This window comes from Endozoicomonas sp. SESOKO2 (assembly GCF_024606245.1).
In the GTDB taxonomy this organism is placed as follows: Bacteria; Pseudomonadota; Gammaproteobacteria; order Pseudomonadales; family Endozoicomonadaceae; genus Endozoicomonas_A.
On record NZ_JAHHPQ010000407.1, the window covers coordinates 1 to 24940 of the forward strand.

General features: G+C 49.2%; 27 protein-coding genes. 19 read left to right on the top strand and 8 right to left on the bottom strand.

What is annotated here, in order from left to right:
• Positions 1-57: 57 nt before the first annotated feature.
• The 12 genes from rplR (at position 58) to KDK17_RS08910 (ending at position 7830) form a co-directional block, all read left to right on the top strand.
• Positions 58-408: a 50S ribosomal protein L18 gene (gene rplR / locus KDK17_RS08855; RefSeq protein WP_257253596.1), complete on the top strand. Its 351-nt coding sequence runs from the start codon at positions 58-60 to the stop codon at positions 406-408.
• 11 nt (positions 409-419) lie between these two features.
• Positions 420-932: a 30S ribosomal protein S5 gene (gene rpsE, locus KDK17_RS08860; RefSeq protein ID WP_252177316.1), complete on the top strand. Its 513-nt coding sequence runs from the start codon at positions 420-422 to the stop codon at positions 930-932.
• A 3-nt stretch (positions 933-935) separates the two neighbouring features.
• The gene (gene rpmD, locus KDK17_RS08865; RefSeq protein WP_252177315.1) at positions 936-1118 is read left to right on the top strand and encodes a 50S ribosomal protein L30; all 183 of its coding nucleotides are present in this window, start codon (positions 936-938) and stop codon (positions 1116-1118) included.
• Between the two features lies 1 nt (position 1119).
• Positions 1120-1554 carry a 50S ribosomal protein L15 gene (rplO, locus tag KDK17_RS08870; protein ID WP_257253599.1) on the top strand — a complete coding sequence of 145 codons (435 nt, stop codon included), beginning with the start codon at positions 1120-1122 and terminating at the stop codon, positions 1552-1554.
• Positions 1555-2880: a preprotein translocase subunit SecY gene (secY, locus tag KDK17_RS08875; protein WP_257253601.1), complete on the top strand. Its 1326-nt coding sequence runs from the start codon at positions 1555-1557 to the stop codon at positions 2878-2880.
• Between the two features lie 49 nt (positions 2881-2929).
• A complete protein-coding gene (gene rpmJ, locus KDK17_RS08880) occupies positions 2930-3043 on the top strand; it encodes a 50S ribosomal protein L36 (RefSeq protein WP_079253874.1) in 114 nt (37 codons plus the stop codon).
• A gap of 382 nt (positions 3044-3425) precedes the next feature.
• Positions 3426-3782, top strand: a complete 357-nt coding sequence (gene rpsM, locus KDK17_RS08885) for a 30S ribosomal protein S13 (RefSeq protein WP_257254922.1) — start codon at positions 3426-3428, stop codon at positions 3780-3782.
• 52 nt (positions 3783-3834) lie between these two features.
• Complete coding sequence (rpsK, locus tag KDK17_RS08890) at positions 3835-4224, top strand: 30S ribosomal protein S11 (RefSeq protein WP_034841784.1); 390 nt, start codon at positions 3835-3837, stop codon at positions 4222-4224.
• A gap of 16 nt (positions 4225-4240) precedes the next feature.
• Complete coding sequence (gene rpsD / locus KDK17_RS08895) at positions 4241-4861, top strand: 30S ribosomal protein S4 (protein ID WP_257254923.1); 621 nt, start codon at positions 4241-4243, stop codon at positions 4859-4861.
• 31 nt (positions 4862-4892) lie between these two features.
• Positions 4893-5894 carry a DNA-directed RNA polymerase subunit alpha gene (locus KDK17_RS08900; protein ID WP_257254924.1) on the top strand — a complete coding sequence of 334 codons (1002 nt, stop codon included), beginning with the start codon at positions 4893-4895 and terminating at the stop codon, positions 5892-5894.
• A gap of 73 nt (positions 5895-5967) precedes the next feature.
• On the top strand, positions 5968-6354 hold the full coding sequence (gene rplQ / locus KDK17_RS08905; RefSeq protein WP_257254925.1) for a 50S ribosomal protein L17: 387 nt from the start codon (positions 5968-5970) through the stop codon (positions 6352-6354).
• A 177-nt stretch (positions 6355-6531) separates the two neighbouring features.
• A complete protein-coding gene (locus KDK17_RS08910; protein WP_257254926.1) occupies positions 6532-7830 on the top strand; it encodes an amino acid permease in 1299 nt (432 codons plus the stop codon).
• A gap of 242 nt (positions 7831-8072) precedes the next feature.
• Here the strand turns inward: KDK17_RS08910 and KDK17_RS08915 are convergent, their stop codons facing one another.
• Entirely contained in the window at positions 8073-8516 is a 444-nt protein-coding gene (locus KDK17_RS08915; protein ID WP_257254927.1) for a polymer-forming cytoskeletal protein, read from the bottom strand.
• A 234-nt stretch (positions 8517-8750) separates the two neighbouring features.
• Positions 8751-11573: an excinuclease ABC subunit UvrA gene (gene uvrA, locus KDK17_RS08920; RefSeq protein ID WP_257254928.1), complete on the bottom strand. Its 2823-nt coding sequence runs from the start codon at positions 11571-11573 to the stop codon at positions 8751-8753.
• 254 nt (positions 11574-11827) lie between these two features.
• Here uvrA and KDK17_RS08925 point away from each other — a divergent pair, with 254 nt between their 5' ends.
• A complete protein-coding gene (locus KDK17_RS08925; protein ID WP_257287887.1) occupies positions 11828-12559 on the top strand; it encodes a riboflavin synthase subunit alpha in 732 nt (243 codons plus the stop codon).
• 46 nt (positions 12560-12605) lie between these two features.
• On the opposite strand, the gene KDK17_RS08930 is transcribed toward KDK17_RS08925, so the two are convergent.
• From KDK17_RS08930 to KDK17_RS08945, 4 genes are all read right to left on the bottom strand, one after another.
• Positions 12606-13472 (bottom strand): amino acid ABC transporter ATP-binding protein, encoded by an 867-nt coding sequence (locus KDK17_RS08930; RefSeq protein ID WP_306671260.1) that lies wholly within the window; start codon positions 13470-13472, stop codon positions 12606-12608.
• Positions 13465-14130, bottom strand: a complete 666-nt coding sequence (locus KDK17_RS08935) for an amino acid ABC transporter permease (RefSeq protein ID WP_257287888.1) — start codon at positions 14128-14130, stop codon at positions 13465-13467. The genes KDK17_RS08930 and KDK17_RS08935 overlap by 8 nt, the downstream gene beginning before the upstream one ends.
• Before the next feature lie 15 nt (positions 14131-14145).
• Positions 14146-14787, bottom strand: coding sequence for an amino acid ABC transporter permease (locus KDK17_RS08940; protein ID WP_257255065.1), 642 nt, complete (start codon positions 14785-14787; stop codon positions 14146-14148).
• 108 nt (positions 14788-14895) lie between these two features.
• Entirely contained in the window at positions 14896-15759 is an 864-nt protein-coding gene (locus KDK17_RS08945) for a transporter substrate-binding domain-containing protein (protein ID WP_257255064.1), read from the bottom strand.
• A 165-nt stretch (positions 15760-15924) separates the two neighbouring features.
• Here KDK17_RS08945 and KDK17_RS08950 point away from each other — a divergent pair, with 165 nt between their 5' ends.
• Positions 15925-17445: a PLP-dependent aminotransferase family protein gene (locus KDK17_RS08950; protein WP_257255063.1), complete on the top strand. Its 1521-nt coding sequence runs from the start codon at positions 15925-15927 to the stop codon at positions 17443-17445.
• Between the two features lie 63 nt (positions 17446-17508).
• Here KDK17_RS08950 and KDK17_RS08955 read toward each other — a convergent pair whose 3' ends face one another.
• Entirely contained in the window at positions 17509-18822 is a 1314-nt protein-coding gene (locus KDK17_RS08955; RefSeq protein WP_257255062.1) for an aspartate aminotransferase family protein, read from the bottom strand.
• A gap of 217 nt (positions 18823-19039) precedes the next feature.
• On the opposite strand from KDK17_RS08955, the gene KDK17_RS08960 reads away from it, so the two are divergent.
• Both KDK17_RS08960 and KDK17_RS08965 read left to right on the top strand, forming a co-directional pair.
• Complete coding sequence (locus KDK17_RS08960; RefSeq protein ID WP_257255061.1) at positions 19040-19744, top strand: TSUP family transporter; 705 nt, start codon at positions 19040-19042, stop codon at positions 19742-19744.
• A gap of 13 nt (positions 19745-19757) precedes the next feature.
• A complete protein-coding gene (locus KDK17_RS08965) occupies positions 19758-20525 on the top strand; it encodes an SDR family NAD(P)-dependent oxidoreductase (protein ID WP_257255060.1) in 768 nt (255 codons plus the stop codon).
• Here the strand turns inward: KDK17_RS08965 and KDK17_RS08970 are convergent.
• On the bottom strand, positions 20512-21537 hold the full coding sequence (locus tag KDK17_RS08970; RefSeq protein ID WP_257255059.1) for a hypothetical protein: 1026 nt from the start codon (positions 21535-21537) through the stop codon (positions 20512-20514). The genes KDK17_RS08965 and KDK17_RS08970 overlap by 14 nt on opposite strands.
• 240 nt (positions 21538-21777) lie before the next feature.
• Between KDK17_RS08970 and KDK17_RS08975 the strand changes: the two genes are divergently transcribed.
• The 3 genes from KDK17_RS08975 to KDK17_RS08985 all read left to right on the top strand — a co-directional run bounded on the left by KDK17_RS08975 (position 21778) and on the right by KDK17_RS08985 (position 24577).
• Positions 21778-23118: an MFS transporter gene (locus KDK17_RS08975; RefSeq protein WP_257275230.1), complete on the top strand. Its 1341-nt coding sequence runs from the start codon at positions 21778-21780 to the stop codon at positions 23116-23118.
• A gap of 91 nt (positions 23119-23209) precedes the next feature.
• On the top strand, positions 23210-23827 hold the full coding sequence (ssb, locus tag KDK17_RS08980; RefSeq protein WP_306670750.1) for a single-stranded DNA-binding protein: 618 nt from the start codon (positions 23210-23212) through the stop codon (positions 23825-23827).
• Positions 23828-23992: 165 nt separating this feature from the next.
• Entirely contained in the window at positions 23993-24577 is a 585-nt protein-coding gene (locus tag KDK17_RS08985) for a 5-formyltetrahydrofolate cyclo-ligase (protein ID WP_257255057.1), read from the top strand.
• Positions 24578-24940 lie beyond the last annotated feature (363 nt).

Consider the following 24940-nt stretch of genomic DNA (forward strand, 5'->3'; position numbering starts at 1 on the left):
CTTTACGACGAACACGTTCGTCGTAAAGAAGCCAAGAAAAAGTAAGGTAGGGTGATCATGATTGATAAAAATTCTGCTCGCCTGCGTCGTGCCCGCCGTGCACGGATGAAGATGCGTGAACTGGGCGCCAACCGTCTGAGCGTTCATCGCACACCGCGTCATATCTATGCGCAGGTGGTTGCCCCTGAGGGTGACAAGGTGCTGGCCTCTGCCTCCACCGTAGAGAAGGAGCTGCGTGGCGAAGCTACCGGTAACGTTGAAGCTGCTAAAAAAGTAGGTGCTCTGATTGCTGAGCGTGCTAAAGCTGCTGGTGTTGCCAAGGTCGCTTTCGACCGCTCCGGTTTTAAGTATCACGGTCGTGTTAAGGCTCTCGCCGATGCAGCCCGTGAAGCCGGTCTGGAATTCTGAGGGTAGGCATCATGGCGAAAGATGAGCGTAAACCGCAAAACAATGACGAAGGTCTGATCGAAAAGCTGGTACAGGTTAACCGTGTAGCCAAAGTGGTGAAGGGTGGTCGTATCTTCGGTTTCACAGCCCTGACCGTTGTTGGTGATGGTAAAGGCAAAGTGGGCTTCGGTCGTGGCAAGGCGCGTGAAGTGCCAGTTGCTATCCAGAAGGCTATGGAAGCTGCCCGTCGCAACATGATCCAGGTCGACCTGAACGGCGACACTCTGCAGTACCCTGTTAAAGCCCGTCACGGTGCTTCCAAGGTCTACATGCAGCCTGCTTCTGCGGGTACTGGTGTTATTGCCGGTGGTGCTATGCGTGCTGTTCTGGAAGTGGCTGGCGTACATAACGTACTGGCCAAGTGCTACGGTTCCACCAACCCTGTGAACGTTGTTAACGCAACCTTCAAGGGTCTGCGCGACATGCGTTCTCCTGATGACATTGCTGCCAAGCGTGGCAAGTCTGTTGAAGACATTCTGGGGTAAGTCATGGCTGAGAAGATCAAAGTGACGCTCGTAAAGAGCACTAACGGTCGCCTCGAAAGCCACAAGGCTTGCGTCCGTGGCCTGGGTCTGCGTCGCATCAACCACACGGTTGAAGTGGAAGATACTCCTTCCGTTCGCGGCATGATCAACAAGGTATCTTACCTCGTTAAGGTCGAAGGAGAATAACATGCGTCTGAATACTCTGAGTCCTGCTGAAGGCAGTCGTAAAGAGCGTAAGCGCGTTGGCCGTGGCATCGGTTCCGGTTTGGGTAAGACCGGTGGCCGTGGTCACAAAGGTCAGAAGTCTCGTTCCGGTGGTTCAGTAAGACCTGGTTTTGAAGGCGGACAGCAGCCACTGCAACGTCGTCTGCCCAAGTACGGTTTTACTTCCCGCAAGGCGCGTTTTACTGCTGAAATTCGTTTGCACGAGCTGGCCAAGGTTGAATCCGACGTGATCGATCTGGCTGCTCTGAAGGCTGCAGACCTTATCAACGGTAGCATCCTGCGTGCGAAAGTGATACTGTCCGGCGAACTGAACAAGGCCGTAACACTGAAAGGTGTGGCAGCTACCAAGGGCGCACGCGCCGCGATCGAAGCTGCTGGTGGTAAGATCGAGGACTAAATGGCTAAGACACTACCTGTTGGGAATCAAAGCGGTTTGGGCGAGTTAATTTCTCGCCTCAAATTCGTATTTCTGGCGATCCTTGTATATCGGATCGGTGCTCATATTCCTGTGCCCGGCATCAACCCTGATGCCCTGGCCCGGATGTTTCAACAAAATGAAGGGACCATTCTTGGCCTGTTCAACATGTTCTCTGGTGGTGCTCTGGAGCGTATGTCGGTACTGGCGCTGGGAATCATGCCCTACATATCGGCGTCCATCATCATTCAGTTGATGACGGTGGTCAGCCCGCAGTTGGAACAGCTAAAGAAGGAAGGTGAATCGGGCCGACGCAAGATCAGCCAGTATACCCGCTACCTGACAGTGGTGCTGGCGTTCGTTCAGGGTACCGGCATGACCGTAGGTCTTGCCAACCAGGGCGTAGCATTCAATCCTGATATCAGCTTCTACGTGGTCGCTGTAGTCACCTTCGTAACCGGCGCCGTCTTTATGATGTGGCTGGGCGAGCAGGTGACTGAACGCGGGATTGGTAACGGCATCTCTATCCTGATTTTTGCAGGTATTGTCGCTGGTCTGCCTGGCGCGATTGGGCGGTCTTTCGAGTCAGCCCGTCAGGGTGACATCAATATCCTGGCGCTGCTCGCAATCGCCCTGCTGGCCATTGCAATTATCGCGTTCGTTGTATTCATTGAGCGTGGTCAACGCCGTATTACTGTCAATTACGCCAAGCGTCAGCAAGGTCGTAAAGTATTCGCGGCACAGAGCAGCCATTTGCCTCTGAAAGTCAATATGGCCGGTGTTATTCCAGCTATCTTTGCTTCCAGTCTTCTGCTCTTTCCTGCATCCATTGCACAATGGTTTGGACAGGGTGAAGGTTGGGAATGGCTTCAGGATATCGCACTGGCGCTGGGTCCGGGTCAGCCGCTGAACATAGTTCTGTTCTCGGCAGGGATCATCTTTTTCTGCTTCTTCTACACTGCACTGGTCTTCAACCCGAAGGACGTTGCGGACAACCTGAAGAAGTCAGGGGCATTCATTCCGGGTATTCGTCCTGGTGAACAGTCTGCCCGTTACATCGATGGTGTCCTGACTCGTTTAACCATGTTTGGCGCTATTTACATGACAGCGGTATGTCTGCTGCCACAGTTCCTGGTAGTTTCGGCTAACGTGCCTTTCTATCTGGGTGGTACCAGTCTGCTGATCGTAGTAGTGGTCGTCATGGATACGATGGCTCAGGTGCAGTCTCACCTGATGTCACATCAGTACGAGTCACTGCTGAAGAAATCCAATCTTAAGGGCTATGGTGGTGGTGGCCTGATCCGCTAACACCGGTTCTGCAACGAATGCCGCTAGCTCTGAAATGGTGGAGTGAATAATGAAAGTACGTGCATCGGTCAAGAAAATCTGCCGTAACTGCAAGATTATCAAGCGCAAGGGCACTGTTCGTGTGATCTGCGTTGAGCCGCGACACAAACAGCGTCAAGGCTGATTGTGTATGAGGTCTTTCGGGTTAGCCCGGGCTGTTATGGTCTGACCTCACAAGGCTACAGATAAATACAACCGCTCATGAGCATCATGAGCGGTTGTATTTTGTCGTAGGTGGGATTAAAATTTCCGCCTTTCGACCTGTTAGTTGTGTAAGCATCTAACAATGGACTGGATGGGCGTGCTTCGTCGCATTCTCAACAGTATCTTCAGGTGCTGCTCCGGTCCGTGTTATCTGCCTATAGATTGCGAAGTCGATAAATGTCGCATGGCTGGCTGTAAAGTTGGTCAAGTAAGTCTACAGGCGAAAATAACCGTGAACTCAAAATGTCCCTGTCTTTAAAGACAAGGATGAACTCACGGAGAAAACAAACGGAGACGATTGAATGGCCCGTATTGCTGGCGTCAACATTCCGGATAACAAACATGCTGTTATCTCGTTGACCTACATATTCGGCATCGGCAAGACCACAGCCAAAAAGCTGTGCGAATCCACTGGCGTTAAGCCAGAAGCCAAAATCGCTGATCTGAGCGAAGATCAACTGGAATCCCTGCGTGGCGAAATCGCCAAGCTGGATGTTGAAGGTGATCTGCGTCGTGAAATCAGCATGAACATTAAACGCCTCATGGATCTGGGTTGCTACCGTGGTATCCGCCACCGTCGCAGTCTGCCGGTTCGTGGTCAGCGTTCCAAGACGAATGCTCGCACCCGTAAGGGTCCTCGCAAGCCTATTCGTAAGTAAGTATCAATTAAGAATGGTAATACCGTTCTTATGAAACAGGATTTATTCTGATATGGCAAAGCCAGGTACTCGTTCACGTAAGAAGGTTAAAAAGCAGGTTGTTGACGGAGTAGCTCACATCCACGCTTCTTTTAACAACACTATCGTGACTATTACCGATCGTCAGGGCAATGCTCTGGCCTGGGCCACAGCCGGCGGTTCCGGTTTTCGTGGTTCTCGTAAGAGCACGCCGTTTGCAGCCCAGGTTGCTGCCGAGCGTGCAGGTCAGGCTGCCGCTGAATACGGTCTGAAGAATCTGGATGTCTGCGTGAAAGGACCTGGTCCTGGCCGCGAATCCGCTGTACGCGCATTGAACGCTTGTGGTTATAAGATCACTAACATCACTGATGTTACCCCGATCCCCCACAACGGTTGTCGTCCGCCTAAAAAGCGTCGTGTATAAGCAGGAGTCGGTATAAATGGCTAGATATATTGGTCCAAAGTGCAAACTGTCTCGTCGTGAAGGCACTGATCTTTTTCTGAAGAGCGGCGTCCGTGCACTCGAGTCAAAGTGCAAAGCAGAAATAGCTCCAGGTCAGCACGGTCAGCGTCGTGGCCGTCTTTCTGACTACGGTGTACAGCTTCGTGAAAAGCAGAAAGTTCGTCGTATCTATGGCGTACTGGAGAAGCAGTTCCGTAACTACTATAAGGCCGCTGATCGCAAGAAAGGTGCAACTGGTGCAAACCTCTTGCAACTGCTTGAGTCTCGCCTTGATAATGTAGTTTACCGCATGGGATTCGGTTCCACCCGTGCCGAAGCACGTCAGCTGGTAAGCCACAAAGCCATCCTGGTAAATGGAAAGACAGTAAACATTCCTTCCTATCAGGTTCAGCCTGGCGATGTTGTCGCCATCCGCGAAAAGGCTAAAAACCAGCTGCGTATTAATGCAGCCCTTGAACTGGCCGCTCAGCGTGGGTTTTCTACCTGGGTTGAAGTTGATGCCAGCAAAAAGGAAGGTACCTTCAAGGTGCTGCCCGAGCGGAGTGACCTGTCAGCCGACATCAACGAAAACTTGATCGTCGAGCTGTACTCCAAGTAAGGGATAGACAGTTAGGTGGGGTGTAACATCCATGCAGAATTCGGTTACTGAATTTCTTACTCCTAGACACATTGATGTCGAGGAAATTAGCCTGACGCGCGCTAAGGTAACTCTGGAACCGCTTGAGCGTGGTTTTGGACATACCTTGGGCAATGCTTTGCGTCGTATCCTTCTTTCTTCCATGCCCGGCTGTGCCGTGACTGAAGTTGAGATTGATGGTGTACAGCATGAATACAGTGCGATTGAAGGTGTTCAGGAAGATGTTATTGACATCCTGCTGAACCTCAAAGGTCTTGCCATTCGCATGACCGGCCGTGACGAAGCAACACTGAGTCTGACCAAAAAAGGTTCCGGCCCTGTGACTGCTGCGGATATCCAGTTGGACCACGATGTTGAAATCGTAAACCCGGATCATGTGATCGCCAATCTGAATGAGAAAGGCGACTTGAACATGCAGCTAAGAATAGCGCGTGGCCGCGGTTATGAGTCTGCTGACAGCCGTCATCAGGATGAAGAAGAGACTCGTGCTATTGGCCGTCTGCAACTGGATGCCACCTATAGCCCTGTTTACCGCGTCTCCTATGTCGTTGAAAGCGCTCGTGTTGAGCAGCGTACCGATCTGGACAAGCTGGTTCTTGATCTGGAAACCGACGGTACTCTGGACCCGGATGAAGCTATCCGTCGTGCTGCAACCATTCTGCAACAGCAGCTGGCTGTATTCGTTGATTTGGAAGGCGAGCCTGAACCAGAGCCAGTTAAGGAAGAGGATGAAGTTGATCCTATTCTGCTGCGCCCTGTGGATGATCTCGAACTGACCGTACGTAGTGCTAACTGCCTGAAGGCAGAAAACATCTACTACATTGGTGACCTGATTCAGCGCACTGAGGTTGAACTGCTCAAGACCCCGAACCTGGGTAAGAAGTCCCTGACCGAGATCAAGGACGTTCTGGCCTCCCGTGGTCTGAGCCTGGGTATGCGTCTCGACAACTGGCCACCGGCCAGCCTGAAGGGCGACGACAAGATTTCTGCTTAAGCAGCCATTGGCTTTTTCACTCACTCCAACAGAGTGGGTGCAGGGCAGATGGTAGAATGAGGAAGTTTGTGCCATGCGTCATCGTAAGAGTGGCCGCAAGCTCAACCGGAACAGTTCACATCGCAAGGCGATGTTCAAGAACATGACTGCTTCCCTGGTAGAGCATGAAGTAATCAAAACGACACTGCCGAAAGCTAAAGAGCTGCGCCGTGTTGCTGAACCGCTGATCACCCTGGCCAAGGAAGACAGCGTAGCCAACCGTCGTCTGGCGTTTGATCGTCTCCGTAACAAAGAGACTGTTGGTAAGCTGTTCTCCGAACTGGGCCCTCGTTTCAAAGAGCGCCCGGGCGGTTATATCCGTATCCTGAAGTGCGGATTCCGTAAGGGTGACAATGCGCCTATGGCTATTGTTGAGTTGCTGGATCGTCCAGTGGCTGAAGCGGAAGCTACTGAAGAGTAAGTTTTACTCTTTCAAAAAAAAACCGGACCTTGTGTCCGGTTTTTTTTGAAACTTGAAACTCAGTCAGGCAAGTGAAGCCTTTCCTGAATTGACCCAGCTGACAATGACAGGGGAACTCGAACCGTCTTTCCACTGTCTATACTGCATAAGCATTGCTGTTCTGCTGTTCGAGGGTCTATGTCAAATCAGGGTGTTGAAGTCAAACGTTCTATCGGAAAATACTCCAAATCAGAATGGACTGCCAGGGATACAGGCTGGATGTTCAGTCACGTAGGTACAGGTATTGGTGCAGGGCTTCTTTACCTTCCCATAGCGGCAGGCAGTGGTGGTATATGGCCTCTTCTGTTCATGGCTCTGGTCAGTGGCCCCATGATATTTCTTACCCATAGAGGGTTAACCCGATTCTTTTTGTCTTCCCGAAAACCTGATAGTGATATCAGCAGTGTTGTAAGAGAGAGATTTGGCAATAAAGTCGGCCAGTGGTTGATGCTGATCTGCTTTTTGTCGATGTTTCCTGTTTTACTGCTCTACACGATTGGCATTTCAAACGTTACCGAGAGCTTTCTGATCAATCAGCTTGAATGGGCGGGTGAAGTAAACAGACCTTTGCTCGTGTTTTTGCTGGTCGTTGGCATGATTTCCCTTTTTTGTGGTTCAGAGCAGAAGCTTTTGACACTTATCAGCAGTCTGGTGTTTCCTCTGGCACTCACATTGTTGTGTATAGGTTTGTATTTGATCCCTCAGTGGCGAATGGATTTTCTCCGACAGGAAGTACCTATGACGGACATCGTAACAACCTTTCTTCTGACTTTGCCTGTGCTGGTGTTTTCTTTCTATCATGCACCTGTTTGTTCATCCTTTGCTCAATCATACCGGCGTCAAATCCCTGAGCTTCACCAGTGCATCGCCAAGACCGACCAGATTCACTTCAAAAGTTCTCTGCTTTTACTGCTTATTACATTATTTTTTGTACTTTCATGTATATTGGCTCTGACGCCAGAACAGATAGAGCTTGCGAAAGCTCAAAATCTCCCGACTCTCTCCATCCTGGCTAATCAACCTGGCAACTTTATTTTCTCGAGTCTGGCACCTGTTATCGCCTTTGTGGCGATTTTAACCTCTTTCTTTGGTTTCTTTCTTGGCACTATTGAAGTCATTGATAGCTTGTTCAGTGTGGGGTTAGAGAAGCTCAGGCCCAGTGAGTTGACGCTTCCTTCTGGCAGCTCCAGGGGCTTGAGTCTTTTTCTGGTAGCCCTGGGATGCTGGATTGCCGGCGTCGGTGACTGGAGTATTCTGTTGATCATGGATGCCATAGTGGCTCCCATGATGGCGATTATCCTTTTCTTTGTTCCGGTCGTAGGGCTTTATAAGTCCAATGTACTCAGACGGTACCGAAACCCCGGGAACGATTTTTTGGTGGTGATTTTTGGTGTAATTGTGCTGGCAGGGTTTCTGGTTTCACAGATAATAAAATAAAAAGCCAGACCCTTATCGAATCTGGCTTTTTATGGTCTGGTTACATCAAGGTGTTATGATTTTTATTCTTGGTTCCATGTATTATTTTTTATTGTGAAATTGTTCTTATTGTCTATTTGCTCTCACTCCTGTGGTTTGTACTATAAGTATTTACGCCTATCCAGGAATTGATCTGGATCAATGTTTTGCTTTTTGAGTAAGTGTATTTCCATAAAAATGGCCTCGAGTTTCCTCTCAGAGGATCAGGTAGACTCGAGTTGCTTGATCTTGGCTTCTTCCTCCTCCTCAGAGGTATTGAGCAACAGTTCTCCGCTTTTGTGCATACGCTCCATCTTGCCATTGATGGCAGCCCCGGCCGCGATTTCCATCACATCGTAATATACGTTGCCTTCTACATGGGCATCGGCTGAAAGCTCCAGCTTGTCAGTGGCGAAAACGTCGCCAGTGACACGACCATTGATGACTATATGGGCAGCAGTCATATTGCCTTCTACACGGCTGCCGGCGATCAGCTGCAGTTTGCCATCATTGGAACTGACATTGCCCTTGATTTTACCTTCAACATGAACGGTGCCACGGAAACGGATATCGCCTTCAACTTCAGTGCCTGCAGCAATCAGCGTGATAGTGTCATCATTTCTGGTGCTGCTGATCAAACTGTTTTCTGAGCTGTTCTTGCCCCACATAGTGGACTCCTTAAAGTGCTTAAGCCGAGATACCTAGAGCGAAAGAAAAAGTGGTATGCGTCCTGTTGACTGAATACAGTGGGTCAGACCCCTTTCTCAAGGTGCAATTTCAAGGGAAGAATCATCCTCCATTGAGCTGTCAGCTTCAATGCATAAAAGCAACTAATGAGCGCCCTGGCACTGGCTGTATAGGGTGGGCTCTGTTTGCATCTCAGAGCCGGGTTATGGATCAGTTTACTTTAGCATCGGCTTCAGGAAGCGGCCGGTATGGGAGGCTGTGCTTTCGGCCACCACTTCAGGTGGACCCCCGGCAATGATTTGGCCCCCGCCGTCACCTCCCTCGGGTCCCAGATCAACGATCCAGTCTGCTGTTTTGATCACATCCAGATTGTGCTCAATCACTACCACGGTATTACCGCGATCTCGTAGCCTGTGCAGAACTGCCAGTAGCTGTTCAATATCGTGGAAGTGCAGCCCTGTGGTGGGTTCATCAAGAATATAAAGGGTTTTTCCGGTATCCCGCTTGGAAAGTTCCTTAGCCAGCTTCACCCGTTGTGCCTCACCTCCGGAGAGCGTGGTAGCGTTCTGCCCCAGATGGATATACGACAGACCAACATCCATAAGGGTTTGCAGTTTGCGTTTAACGGCAGGAATGGGTTCAAAGTATTCCAGAGCTTCTTCGACGGTCATCTCCAGGACTTCATGAATATTCTTGCCCTTGTATTTAACGTCCAGGGTTTCACGGTTGTATCGTTTGCCCTTGCAGACGTCACAGGGTACGTAAATATCCGGCAGAAAATGCATCTCTACCTTAATGACACCGTCGCCCTGACAGGCTTCACATCGACCACCCTTAACGTTAAAGCTGAAACGACCGGGTTTATAGCCACGGGAGCGGGCTTCCTGGGTTCCGGCAAACAGTTCACGAATGGCGGTAAAAATGCCTGTGTAGGTTGCAGGATTGGATCTTGGCGTGCGACCAATAGGGCTTTGATCAATATCAATGCATTTGTCGAAGTGATTCAGGCCGCTGATCTTCTTGTGTTTTGATGCTGTTAAAGTGGTGGCACTATTCAGGACTTGGGCAGCAATAGGGTACAAGGTATTGTTGATGAGGGTAGACTTTCCTGAACCGGAAACGCCGGTGACACAGGTCATCAGCCCCACCGGGATTTCCAGTGTGACATTCTTCAGGTTATTGCCGGAGCAGCCCGTGAGTTTAATCCGCTTATTTTTATCCGCTCTTGTACGTTTTTCAGGAATCGCAATGGCTTTCGTGCCATTCAGGTACTGGCCGGTGACTGACTTTTCATGATCCATAATTTGGGCAGGCGTGCCTTGGGCAATAATTTCACCGCCATGAACCCCGGCACCCGGACCGATATCGATAACGTGGTCGGCAGTTCGAATAGCGTCTTCGTCATGTTCTACGACAATCACCGTATTGCCCAGATCGCGAAGACGGGTCAGTGTATTCAAAAGGCGTTCGTTATCCCGCTGGTGCAATCCAATACTCGGCTCGTCCAGAATATACATAACACCCACCAGACCAGCACCAATCTGACTGGCCAGTCGAATCCGCTGGGCTTCACCCCCGGACAGGGTATCCGCACTTCGATCAAGTGTCAGGTAGTTAAGGCCCACATTCACCAGGAAGCTTAGACGATCGCAGATCTCTTTCAGGATTTTTTCAGCAATCTCCCCTTTCTGACCGGGCAAACTAAGTTGTTCGAAATATGCAAGTGCACGTTCTACCGGGAGTCTCACCAAATCGGGCAGTGTTTCATCTTCGATAAAGACATGTCTTGATTCCTGGCGAAGACGAGTGCCTTTACAACCTGGACAGTGCTGTGTGCTGAGGTACTTGGAAAGCTCTTCACGCACAGACTGGGATTCCGTCTCCCGGAAGCGGCGTTCAAAGTTGGGGATAATGCCTTCAAAGCGATGGCGCTTTTTGTAAACATCGCCCCGATCGTTGACGTAACTAAAATCAATCTGCTCTTCGCCGGAGCCATGAAGAATAATGGTCTGTTGTTCCGCAGTAAGATCATCAAAAGCGGTATCAATGTCAAAGCCGAAGTGAGCAGCCAGCGACTTCAACAGGTGAAAGTAATAGACGCTGCGGCGATCCCAGCCACGAATAGCGCCTTCTGCCAGGGTTAACTCCGGGTGCTGGACAATACGATCTTCATCAAAAAACTGCTTGACCCCCAGCCCATCACAACTGGGGCAAGCTCCCGCCGGGTTGTTGAACGAGAACATGCGAGGCTCCAGTTCATTGATGCTATAGCCACAGGACGGGCAGGCAAAGCGGGCAGAATAAACAATGTCATGCTGCTCACCGTCCATAAAGCTGACCGCTGCAAGCCCGTCGGTGAGCTCCAGAGCTGTTTCAAAAGATTCTGCCAGACGCAACTGCAGGTCTTCTCTCACCTTGAAGCGATCAACCACTACTTCAATGGTGTGTTTTTTCTTCTTGTCCAGCTCGGGTGGATTGTCGAGGTCGGTGACAATGCCATCAATCCGGGCGCGAATAAAACCCTGGGCCCTCAGTTCACTGAAAACATGGAGGTGTTCACCTTTTCGATCCCTGACTACGGGGGCTAGCAGCATCAGTTTAGTACCCTCTGGCAACGCCAGTACCTGGTCCACCATCTGGCTGACAGTCTGGGCTTCCAGCGGTAAGTGATGCTCAGGGCATCGGGGTGTGCCGGTTCTGGCAAACAATAAACGCAGGTAGTCGTATATTTCAGTGATGGTGCCAACGGTTGAGCGTGGGTTATGACTGGTGGACTTTTGTTCAATGGAGATGGCGGGTGACAAACCTTCAATGTGGTCGACATCCGGCTTTTCCATCATCGAGAGAAACTGGCGTGCATAGGCTGACAGCGATTCCACATAGCGACGCTGACCCTCGGCGTAAAGGGTATCGAAGGCCAGTGACGACTTTCCTGATCCGGACAGACCGGTGATGACAATCAGGCTGTCCCGGGGCATATCCAGATCGATGTTCTTCAGGTTATGGGTTCTTGCACCCCGTACGGTGATCGTGTCCAAAGCCAGTCCCTCAGTACCATCTGTCAGGCAAAGGAGCAATTATATAGACTTTACTCACGCAAACCCATGTTAATAGCTGTCCGACAGCAAGCTGGAGAGAATTAAAGCACTTTAAGCAATAGTCGTGTAATATTTTTGGTGCAGACATTAAATTACAGTTTCTATTGACCGCCTTAAGAAACACTGTCGAAGATCCTGCTAACAGTCCTATGCGTATACCCTGCTAGTGAATCAAAAGTGATGGAGCCAATAGAATGTTTACAGGCATTGTTCAAGGCACGGCTAAGATTGAACGTGTGGATGATCACGATAGTATCAGAACCTTTGACATTGAATTTCCAGAAAACTTTTGTCAGGGGTTGAATACAGGAGCCAGTGTTGCGGTTGACGGTGTTTGCCTGACGGTAACAGACATTGTCAGCCCGACTCGGGCCAGATTTGATGTCATTTTACAAAGCTTGCAGGTAACGACATTAGGGGGTTATGTCAGTGGCCAGAGCGTGAATGTTGAACGCGCAGCCATCGACGGAGCAGAAATTGGCGGACACCCTTTATCCGGACACATCGACTTCCGGGCCCAAATTCTTGCACTAGAAGAAATCGAGGGAAACTGTCGGGTGCGGTTTGTCTACGACCATGAGTGGGGACAATACATTTTCCCTAAGGGCTATATAGCGATTAATGGTTGCAGCTTAACTTTATCTGATGTCGACAAGAAGAACGATTGTTTTGAAGTCTGGTTGATTCCCGAGACCCGAAGAGTCACAACATTTAGTGATAAAAAAGCAGGTGATTGGGCCAACATTGAAATTGAGCGAGGCACGCAGGTGATCGTCGACACCATTAGAGACACGCTCGAAAAGCAACTGGGTGCTCTTTATCCTGCGCTGGAAGCACTTATGGAAGAAAAAAATATTAACTTGGCAGAGTCGCTGACCAGCAGTTTTGCGTTGCTTGAAAAGAAAAACACTCAGCAAAACGGCTAAAAGCCCTGCAATCCAGAGCTTTATGTTCCCAGTTTTGATTTTGAAGTCAGGCACCATCCAGCTTCAAAAACTGTCTTACCCGAGGTGAATCCGGATGAGTGAAGAACTTTTCTGGTGGGCATTTTTCAATCAGGATGCCTTTTTCCAGGAACACCACCTGACTTGAGACGTTTCTGGCAAACTCCATTTCGTGTGTTACCACCACCATGGTGTAACCCTCTTTCGATAAGGACTGCATCACGGTCAGAACCTCATCAACCAGTTCAGGGTCAAGGGCTGAGGTGGGTTCATCAAACAGTAACACCTCTGGCTCCATAGCCAGGGCGCGGGCGATAGCGACCCTCTGTTTTTGACCGCCCGATAACATGCTTGGGTAGCTGTCGAGTTTATGAGACATACCAACCTTTTCTAATTGCGCTCTGGCAATCTTTTCCGCCTCAACTTTTGGCATCTTCTTAACGTGCAACAGGGCTTCCATTACATTCCTGAGCACAGTGAGATGGGGCCAGAGGTTGAAGCTTTGAAATACCATGCCGATACGCTCGCGAATCTTGGCGAGCTCTTTGTATTTTAGTGGTTTTCTGGTAGCAGGATTGATACCAATACGTTCATCACCTAAATGGATGCTGCCCCGTTCTGGTTGTTCAAGCCAGTTCATACAACGGAGCAAAGTGGACTTACCTGAGCCGGAAGAGCCCAGGATACTGACAACGTCTCCCTTTTTGATCGTGAGATTAATGTCTCTGAGCACCTCGATCCCGTCAAACTGTTTGGATAGGTTCACCACCTTGACAATATCCTGGGCATTCGATTCTGATTTTGGATATCGGACAGGCAGTTCTACAACAGGTGACGTTTCTTGAACGGTTTTCGGGGTTTCAACTGGCCCGGTGTGAATCTTTTCATTAAGCATGGCTTAGCCCTCTATCCTGAACTTTATTAAGTGTGATTTTGCTGACCTGTTCAATGGCGATACTGATAATCCAATACAGAGCGATAGCCACAATAAATGCGTTAAGCGGGATGAAGTAGGTTGATTGAATACTGTTAGCTGCCGCTGTGATCTCGCCGACAGTAATAATGCATAGAAAGGCAGTGTCTTTCAGGCAGATGATCAGCTGATTGGCAATGAGCGGCACGGATCTCAACAACACATTGGGTATGATGATGCGGGTAAAGGTCTTGAACCTGGAGAAGCCACAAGCCTGGGCTGCTTCCATCAGGCCTGAGTCTAATCCCTTGCGAATGCCTCTGAAAATCTCACAAAAATAGGTGCCATGATAAAGGCTCAGGGAGATCAGGCCCGCGGTAAAGGCATCCATGCGGATACCGGCCTGGGGTAAACCATAGTACAACAGGTAAGCCAGAATCAGGAAGGGCAGGGTGCGCATCATGTTGATGACCAGAATCACGCTACCTTTAACACCTTTCGAGCCATTTTCGAGAGTGTAGAGCAGGGTCACACCCAGAATGAAACTTGCGATTGACCCGGCAAAAAATAGTGCAAAGGTATTACCAAAACCCGAGATAAAGATCTCTCTTTGCTGCCAGATTATTTCCCATTCAGTCATAACTACTCCTTATTGTCAGCCAGCCAGATAGTTAGCCTTTCTCTCGGCCATCTGTTGTAATTTGATCAGCACGCCTATGATGCACATGTAAAGAATGCCAGCGCAGAGGATAGGAAGGAGAGGTTCATAAGTGACTGCTGCGATTCGGTTGGTAACGCGAGTCAGGTCAACCACGCCAATGACGGCAATCGCCGGGCTGCCTTTGATCAGGAAAGACATCTCGTTGACCAGTGCGGGCAGGCTCATGACCACCATTTGAGGGAACATGATGCGTCTGAAGTAGGTCATTCGTCGCATACCCAGGGCTTCGGCAGCCTCTTTCTGTCCGCTAGAGAAGTTGAGGAATGCATTTCTCCAGATCTCGGCATTAAATGCCGAAGTATTCAGTGTTAAACACAGGATGGCCGAGAAGTGTTTATCGAGATTGATGCCAAACGATGGGAAAGAGAGGAAGATGAACAAGGCTAATGTGACCAGTGGTGTGGCTCTGGCCCAACTGACATAGACACCTAATATCTGATCGATAATCGGTAATTTTGCCATTCGAATGAGCGCTATCACGAGTCCGATAACCACTCCGAGTGCGATGGATACCATTGATATCCATGCAGTGGTCCATGCTCCCTGAAGCAATTGCATCCATCCGTAGTAATCCATATACACCTACCTGTCTGCAGTAGTATTAACGTTGTTTTTTAGGTAAGACCAGGCTCCCGGGAGTAGTCGTATTTGAGTCCTGGCCGTCACTGAACTATGACGAGTGGTTTATTGTACTGCAGTCAATTTTTGATACTGTTCAACGGAGACGATGGCGTTGGCTGGCAGTTCATCAAAGGATTCACCGAACCATTTCTCTTGCAATTCAGCCATGCGACCAGTCTCTTTCAGGTGTGCAAAGAAGTCGGTCAGGTAGGCCAGCAGTTCAGGACTGTCTTTCGGGACAGGCCAACTGACAAAGCCAGGGCCGGATACAGCTTCACCTTTCTTGAATACCCCGGGCTTGGTTTTTACCAGCTCATTTATATTCACGATACTGTTAATCACGTAATCGATGCGACCATTAGCCAGATCGGCGTAGGCTTCAGGGTAGGATTGATATTCAACCACTTTACCCAGTTTCTTGCCTTGTGCTTCAAGCATGGTTTTTAACTCAGGAAGTCTTTCCAACAGGGCACTGCCTGCCTGCAAGCCAACTCTTTTCCCATCCAGATCCGCGATGGTATTGATGCTGTCGTCTTTTGCGCGGGCAACGAAATAGTGCTGTGCGGAGGCGATGGGTGGAGTGAAATCGAATACTTTCAGACGAGCGTCAGTGATGATGGCACCCGTGAGGGCAAGGTCATACTGACCTGCCGAAACGGATGCCAGAAGGCCTGTCCAGGGCAGAATCTCTTGTTTTACTTTGAAGTCAGAGTAGTCGCGAAGTTCATCCAGAAGATCTTTATTGATTCCGGTCGGCTTGCCTTTATCGATAAAGTTGAACGGAGAATAGTTATCCTCTGTCGCTACCTTTATCCCCTTGCTGGCGAAAGATGGCGACTCATCGGCAACAATCACACTGGACATGCCTAAAGACATCGTTGCTGCGGCAACGGCTACCCATTTTCTAAGTTTTATTCCATGTCTCATAATTTGTTACTTGCTGTGATTTGTGAACGCCTTCACTTTAGAGATGAGAAAGATGAATGGGTTAGAGCCAATTTACCGGGCTGATTGGGACAGCTGGTAGAAAATAAAGTTAATACGACTAATTTAGTATATTGGCTTGCTTCTTGCTGGAGTCAATCGAATGCAATGAATAAAAATATCCAAAAGGTTTACTCCATGGGGATAAATTACAGCTGTTTCATTGAGTTTGATTCGAAGAGAAGTTTGCAGGAGCAGGTAAGAGAGTACCTGGTTAAGGCAATACTTGAAGGTGTCTTCTCTGCTGATGAGGCGCTACCTTCCTGCCGCAAGCTTTCAAGTCAATTGAAGGTCTCACGTAATACCGTGTCACTGGTCTATGAAGGCTTATCAGACGACGGTTATCTTATAAGTAAGCCAAGAAGTGGTTATTATCTGTCGGAAAAATACTCCTCCAGACTTGAAGAGGTGGAACAAGAGTTGAACCATTTTGAGGCAGATAACCCCGCTAATGCAGCAAACTGGAGCCGACGACTCAAGGTTTCTACTGACGCTTTCCCTCGTATAGTGAAACCCTCACACTGGAGCTGTTATCAATATCCTTTTATTTATGGGCAACCGAGCATTAATGATTTCCCTCTGGCGCAATGGCGGGAATCTACTCGTAAGGTGATTGCGGACCCGAAAGATCATAGTTGGCTGTGTGACAAAGTCGATAAGGATGTGGAGCTATTGGTAGAGCAGATCCGGACCCGGGTACTTCCTCAGCGAGGTATTCACGCCAAGAGCGATGAGATTCTAATTACGGTTGGCTCGCAGAACGCCCTGTATTTGCTCTCCAAAATGTTGATGGATAAACACACTCGAGTAGGGGTGGAAAACCCTGGTTATAAAGAAGCAAACAATATTTTTAGTTTGGCCCGGGCTCAGCTTCATCCGCACACCGTCGATCAGGACGGACTGGTGCTGAACGAACTGTCATCCATCTGTGATTATTTCTATGTTACACCGAGTCATCAGGCTCCAACGGGGGTGACTATGAGTAAACAACGCCGGTGTGACCTTTTACATTTAGCGCAAAAAAACGACGCCATCATTATTGAGGATGATTACGACTCAGACAGCAACTCTGAGTGGGACCCCTTACCTGCACTGAAAGCATTGGATAAGAACAACCGTGTTGTCTACGTCAGTAGTTTTTCCAAGACATTGGCACCCGGGCTTCGCCTCGGTTATATCGTTGCCCCGGAAGAGTTGATCTATGAGTTGCGCACACTGCGTCGCTTAATGTATCGCCACCCGCCCAGCCGGGTGCAAATGGAAATGGCGCACTTTATTTCACAGGGCTACTACGACAGCTTCCTGCGGCGCTTCAAAGACAACACCCGCCAACGCTGGCACGAGATTAATCAAGCGGTTGAGCACTATCTTCCGGATTGTAAGCGACTGGCCATGGGCAATTATTGCAATGCCTTGTGGTTAGAAACACCCAACCAAATAAGCAGTCAACGACTGGCGTCCAGAGCTTCTCAACGCGGGGTTCTGATAGAGACAGGATATTCACATTTTATGGGGCAGCAACAAGCCAACCCCGAAATCAATACTTTTTTCAGACTCGGCTTTCATGCCATTGATAAAGCGCTTATTACCCCAGGGGTTGAACAACTGGCAAGAGCTCTGGAGGGCTAACATTTTCGATCTTTGGAGGCACCAACGCCAGGACAACTGCCCTGGCGTCTTTATTACTAATGTTTAATCAAAATCCGAGAGTACCTGGCTAATAATGGCTACACCCTGAGCAATCTCATTGGGTTTAACAATAAGAGGTGGTGCTACGTGAATACGGTTGTTCACTATAAAAGAAAGAAGGCCCTTGTCGGTTAGTTTGGCTTTAAGGGAAGCCATTTTCTCATTACTTAAAGGCTCTCGTGTTGTTCTGTCCTCGACCAGCTCCAGGGCCCAGAACATGCCCTTGCCGCGAATGTCTCCTATGCTATTGTGCTTTTCCATCAGATCGATCAGTGCGGGTCCCAGAACCGTGTTTCCTACCTCATCGGCGTAGCGAACAATGCCTTCTTCTTCCATCGCATCCAGGGTTGCGACAATAGCAGACATTGCCAGTGGATGGCCCGAATAAGTGAGGCCGCCCATAAAGAAGTTGCTCTTGAAATACTCCGAGATCGGCTCGCTTACGACAACGCCGCCAGCAGGGACATAGCCTGAGTTAACCCCTTTAGCGAAGGTGACCAGATCCGGGATAACGTTAAAGTGCTCAAAGGCAAACCAACGGCCAGTGCGACCGAATCCAACCATTACTTCGTCGAAGATCAGCTGTATACCATGCTCGGTGGCCAGGTCTCTAACCCCTTTCAAGTAGCCTTCCGGTGGCAGCAGGAAACCGGCTGTGCCGGGGATTGTCTCCAGAAGAATAGCCGCAATGGAATCGGGTCCTTCACATTCAATCACTCGTTTAAGGTGCTGCAGGGCTCGTTTACACTCTTCTTCCTGAGTCTTTGCGTTGAACTCAGTGCGGTAGAAATAAGGGTTAAAAAAGTGCACATGCCCGCGGCTGTATTCATTAGGTACGCGGCGAAAGTCGCCTGTGGCAGCGATAGCTGAGCCGGTATTGCCGTGGTATGAGCGGTAGGCAGAGAGCACCTTGTCACGACCGGTAAATTGTCTTGCCATGCGAATCGCATTTTCATTGGCATCAGCGCCTGCATTGGTAAAAAACACCTTGTTAAAATTACCGGGTGCTTTATCCAGTATGCGTTTGGCTGCTTCACCCCGGGCAAGGTTAGCTGTTGCTGGCGCTATGGTCACCAGGGACTCAGCCTGTGCCTTGATGGCATCAATAACTTTTGGGTGTTGGTGGCCAATATTGGTGTTGACTAACTGGCTACTAAAATCCAGATACTGCTTCCCTTCGAAGTCCCACAGGTTACATCCTTGTGCACCGGCAATAGCTATTGGTGCTGCTGAATCTTGTACAGACCAGGAATGGAATACGTGTTTATCCAAGTCTATGACGTGCTGATTTGATACATTTGTTTCAAATACATCCATTTTCATTCTCCTGCGGAGTATTGAGCCTTCGTTTGTGTTTTGCCGCTATCTTGGCGAGAAACATGAAAGAGGATGTAGGGACAGTTTAAAAAAAGCCTTGTGTCAGGGTACGGGGTGGCGCTACTGACTCAGACAATCTGAAAAACTGGCTCTATAGGATAGGCTCCGGGCTCATTACATTGATGGCATCAACTCGCAGTACGTAATGGAATGGATAATGGGCTTAGCAACGGTATTTGTTTTTTTTGCCGGATTAGTAAGGGGCTACAGTGGCTTTGGCTTTGCCATTATTGCTGCCTTGTGTCTAAGCCTTGTGTATTCCCCATTTGATGCAATTGCGATTGCTCTGACACTTGATCTGCTCAGTAGTCTCTGTCTGTTATCAGGAATCAGGACGCAGGTTAATCGACGTCTGCTGACCATGCTCACATTGGGCATGTTAGGTGCAATACCTGTTTCGCTTTTGTTTATCTCCGCCATCTCGGCAGATGAACTAAAGATGATGATTGCAGGTTTCTCATTGATTGCCGGTGCTTTGATCCTGTTTGATCTGCGGTTGACATGGCTTAACCATCGCTACGCCTTGCTCGCCGGTGCAGTGTCAGGGTTTGGGATGACCACGGCTTCAGCGGGTGGCCCGCCACTGGTGTTGTATCTCTTAAACCTATCGTTAAAGGCAAATGAAATAAGAGCTACGGCGATACTGTTTTTTATCTTGAGTTCGGCGGTATCTCTGCTGGGATTGCTCTTCGTCGATGCTGTCTCGGCCCAGTCTATTCAGTTCAGCTTGCTTCTCTTTCCCGTTGCCATGCTGGGCAGTCTGTTGGGAAAAAAATTGTTCGATTTATACCCGGGTTCATCACCTAAAAACACGGTAGCGCCCATTTTGATGATGTTGGCACTGCTCACAATTATGATTTAACAAGGAAATCATTATGAAGAAAGTTGCATTTATTACCGGCGCAACCTCCGGTTTTGGTAAAGCTGCCGCACAAAAATTCGCAAAAGAGGGGTGGTCGCTGGTTTTATCGGGACGTCGTTTAGAAAGGCTTTTGGATCTCAGAGAGACTCTGGGTGTTCCAGTGCATGTGATGCAACTGGATGTGCGGGATTCAGAAGCCGTGATTAAAGCAGTAGAGTCCTTGCCAGAAGAATTTTCAGAGGTTACAGCCCTGGTTAACAATGCAGGTCTGGCACTGGCGCCTCAGGGCGCCCCCGAGGTTGATCTTGATGACTGGCACACCATGATAGATACCAACGTTACCGGTTTGGTCAATGTCACACACGCACTCTTGCCTGCCTTAATCAGGACCGGGGCCGGTGCTACCATCATCAATGTGGGCTCAATAGCAGGTCAATGGCCTTATCCGGGAAGCCATGTTTATGGTGCCAGTAAGGCATTTGTTAAGCAATTCAGCTACAACCTGAGGTGCGATCTGCAGGGGACGGGGGTACGTGTTACTGATCTATCGCCAGGCATTGCAGAGACGGAATTCACACTGGTGCGCACCAAAGGAAACCAGGAGGCATCAGATAACTTATACCGTGGCACCACACCTCTGAGCTCCGAAGATATTGCCGGGCAAATGTTTTATATTGCAACTTTGCCGGAGCACATCAACATTAACCGTGTTGAGGTGATGCCAACACGTCAGGCCTGGTCTCCATTTGCTATCGACCGCGATGAGTTCAGTCACCAGTGATACTCCTCTCTCCCTTAACCTGAAGACGGGTACTTTCGTTTGTTTGTTCTTGATCAATAACGTGAATGGGCATAATCTCCCCGGCTGCTGCTGTTAATCTGACCGGCGCGGGCAGCGGTGGCCAGGGAGCGCCCAGCTTCCAGGCGTAAGCGATGTTAGCCTGGTTGACCGACAGGTGGGTTGCCAGGATGTACTCGGCGTGTCCGTCCTGATGCAGATGAGTAACGCCCTGTTTTGGCAGTTTAAAAACCAGTTCGCCATTAGAGTCCATCATGGGAGGGTTCATTCCGGCACTCCTTGGATAGTGATAACAGGTTTTAAAGTGCTCGTTGGGTTGGAAGCCGCTCATAGTTATGCTGAAGTAACTCATATCTTCTGTGGCGTCCTTTTTATGATCGTTATTCAGTGATACCTGATAGGTGGACAGGGTCAGAATTTTAGCTCGGTATACCAGTTCAGGAAGCACAACATTAAAGGCTTCTTTAAGATCAAAACCACTGACTTCATGGGGAAATACCATTCTGTTTCTGCTGAACCAGACGTGGCATTGTTTTTGGATATCACTTAAAAGAGCCCGATTCACGCCTTTGACTCGTGAGATGGGGTCACAGATAACTGCTTCGATTTGGGTATTCAGTTGCTTGCGGGTACCTTTTAATTCGAGTATTTTGCATTTCCGGTCTATCGCAGGAGCAAGCCTGATACCTACGGAGTGAAGGTTTTTTAACGCTGCCTCTTTTTTGTAGGTGATGACGGGTAATTGCAATGTGTGTTCCTGAGTATCAGCATCCTCTGTATTGCCTGAACGATTCCAGGACGAAATTTCGATATACAAGAGTAAAGCTCCCACAAAAAGCACTGTACCGGAAATAAATACGGAGCGGTCACAATCACGATGGCGGTGATAACGGTCATAATGGGCTTCTGACGACGTGGGAGTCACGAGTGTGGTGGCAAGCACTGCCACCATGAAAAGCCTCACATAAGTGGCGTATCGGACAGGATATGTCATGCTGATCAATCCTCTGTGTTTATTCCCTGGGGTAATTATGCGCCTGCCCCGGGATAGGCAAACTTCTTTTTCATGATTACTCTGGAAGGAATAAAAATAGCTGATTGGCCGGAAAGTGTTGGTATATGGAAGGTTTTTTTGGCGCAAGTCCAGCGGGCATAATGTCTTCCCACGGTGCCTTACTTCAACAGCTTTTCCTGATAATATAAGCCGCTTGCAATGTTATATAAGAAGTCAGGAATGTCTCCGCAGGAACTGAAATCAACGGTCTCACTGTCTTTGGTGTTTGTATTCAGGATGTTTGGCCTCTTTATGGTACTGCCTGTTCTGGTCCTTTATTCCGAAGACCTGCAAGGGGCCACCCCGGCTCTGGCCGGTTTTGCTATCGGTGCTTATGGATTAACCCAGGCAGCACTGCAAATCCCCTTTGGCTGGATGTCAGACCGGTTCGGGCGCAAGCCGGTGATTATAGCCGGTATGATGATCTTTATGCTGGGTAGTCTCGTCGCCGCTCAGGCGGACTCTATTTACGGAGTCATTTTTGGCCGGATTCTTCAAGGTTCTGGTGCGGTATCCGGAGCCGTCACGGCACTTCTGGCCGATTTGACCCGCGAGCAATACCGTACCCGGGCCATGGCGGTATTTGGTATCAGTATCGGATTCTCATTCTGCATCGCGATGCTATTAGGCCCTCTATTCGCCAGCTGGTGGGGGCTGGAGGGGTTGTTTGGCAGTAATGCTGTGATGGCGGGCTTAAGCATTCTAATTCTATTGTTTATGGTACCAACTCCAGTGGTGACCCGTACTGATCTGAACACCAAAGTCAGTATAAAAGACGTAGGCAATGTCGTAGGCAATCCGGAAATGCTCAGGTTGATGGCCGGTATCTTTACCCTGCATTTCACCCTGATGGCCCTGTTCGTGTTTTTGCCTCAAATGTTGGAAGATATCCTGGGGATGGCCCGGGAAAAACACGGTTGGATATACGTAGTGGCACTCTCGGTCTCCTTTGTCATGATCGTACCGGTGATTATTTTCAGTGAAGCCAAACGTCGCCTGAAACAGTGCTTTGTAGGTGCGGTCACTGTGTTGCTGGCAGCCATTGCCGGCATGTGGCGTGTCGAAAGTGTACTGCTGGGAATATTCCTGTTTTTTGCGGCATTTAATTTTCTGGAAGCTACACTACCTTCTCTGGTCAGTAAATTGTCGTCCGCAGGCACTCGGGGAACCTCTATGGGCGTATACTCAACCAGCCAGTTTCTGGGGGCGGCCCTGGGCGGCAGTCTTGGTGGGTTGGCGTTTCAGTACTGGGGTGCGACTGGTGTCATGATGGTTTGTGCAATCCCTACTGCACTCTGGTGGTTATTGTCTGTTACCATGAAACAACCTCCTTATGTCAGCAGTATGGTGATGGCCCTCGACTCGTCCATGAGCCTGGATGCCCGTGCCATTGGCAGGGAGCTGGCCATTATTCCCGGGGTTGAGGAAGTGACCGTCCTGGATAGTGAGAGAACCGCCTATCTGAAGGTGGACAGAAAAATAGTGGATATGGCCGCGCTGCGCCAATACGGTGAGTGTTGACATAAATGAATGAGAAAGCTACAACCAGAAACCTGTTTTTATTCCTGTTGGGAGTGAAAACGGTTTATGTTAAAAATTACTGGAGAAACTGATGGCACGTGGTGTTAATAAGGTCATTCTGATCGGCAACCTGGGCAATGATCCGGATGTCCGTTTTACCCCAAATGGCAGCGCTGTAGCTAACCTGAGCGTGGCGACCAGTGAGTCCTGGAAAGATCGTAACACCGGCCAGCCTCAGGAAAAAACCGAATGGCACAGGGTGGTCATTTTCGGAAAGCTGGCTGAAATTGCTCAGCAATACCTGCGCAAGGGTTCCAAGGTTTACATCGAAGGTAAGCTGCAAACCCGTAAGTGGCAGGACCAGTCCGGTCAGGATAAGTACACGACAGAGGTTGTTGTTGATGGCTTCAGTGGCCAGCTCCAAATGCTGGATAGCCGCCAGGACGGAATGGGGATGCCTGCCAGTGGTGGTGAGTTTCAGCCAAGGGCTACACAACAGCCAGCCTCTCAGCAGCCCGCACCGCAGCAATACAGTGCACCCCAACAGCCGATGCAACAGCAAGCGCCCGCAGCGGCACCACAGCAACAACATCAACCTCTACAACATCAGCCTCAACAGCGTCCTGCTCAACAACAGCAGCCTCAGCAACAGCCTCAGGCTGCAACGGCTGGTGGCTTTGACGACTTTGATGATGATATTCCGTTCTAAGCAGGAACCGGGTATTGCAAAAGGCCGCTGAAATCAGCGGCCTTTTGATTATCTGGGGAAGAAATCGCCGATTTCTTAAAGACTTTGTCCATTTCTCTCATTGTTTATTCTCTTCCAGCAGTGGACAATATTAATCGAATAGAACAATGTCGGGTGTCATCTCAGATGGATCGAGCCAGCCTGCGCAAGCAGTTACGTAACAATCGTCAATCCCTGTCGGCTGAACAGCAGCTTGCTGCTGCAAGGAAACTATCCTCTGTCGTATGTAGCAGTGAGGTTTTTCGACACAGTCAGCATATCGCGCTGTATCTGGCTAATGATGGTGAAATTGATCCCGGATTTATTGCCCGGACGATCTGGGAGCAAGATAAATTCTGCTATCTTCCGGTTCTGGATCAGGAAGACCCTGACAAGATGTATTTCCAGCTCTACAGACCTAATACCCGAATGGTAGAGAACCGTTACGGAATTGCTGAACCGGAACTGGATCTTGAGAAAACCGTTAAGGCGGAAGCTCTGGATCTGGTACTCATGCCACTCACTGGTTTTGATGAAGAGGGCAATCGCCTCGGTATGGGAGCGGGTTATTACGACCGGACTTTTGCATTTCTGGGAAAACGCAGTAAACCGATACTGATAGGGTTAGCACATGAGTGTCAGAAAGTCAGTGCAATTCCTGTGGCAGACTGGGATATTCCCATGAAAGGTGTGGCAACAGAAAAACAGTTATACGGTGAAAAAAGTCAGTAAGCCAGTCCCTGGCTTACACTGTCAGCTTGTCAGATCAGGATCGAAGTCGCTGCTGTTGTTAATACAGCGATTGTAAACACCGCTAATAAAAGGCTGATTGCATCGGGTTTTGAGCCAACCATTTTCTTCAGAGCTCCACATTGTATTAATTATTATTGCAGTAGTCTCATGATCTAAAGCAGTCAGTCATGGGTTTACCATCACAAACTGCTCTTCTTGAGCTATAGCTATCGTTGCTTTTTTGTTAAACGTTGGAGAATTTCGCACAAAGAAGGGTTAACTGCAAGATGTTAAAAGTCAGTGGTCGTTTCTAGCAGCCTGTCGGACTTAAGGCTGTTCTACTGCGGTTGCAATAAATTGGTC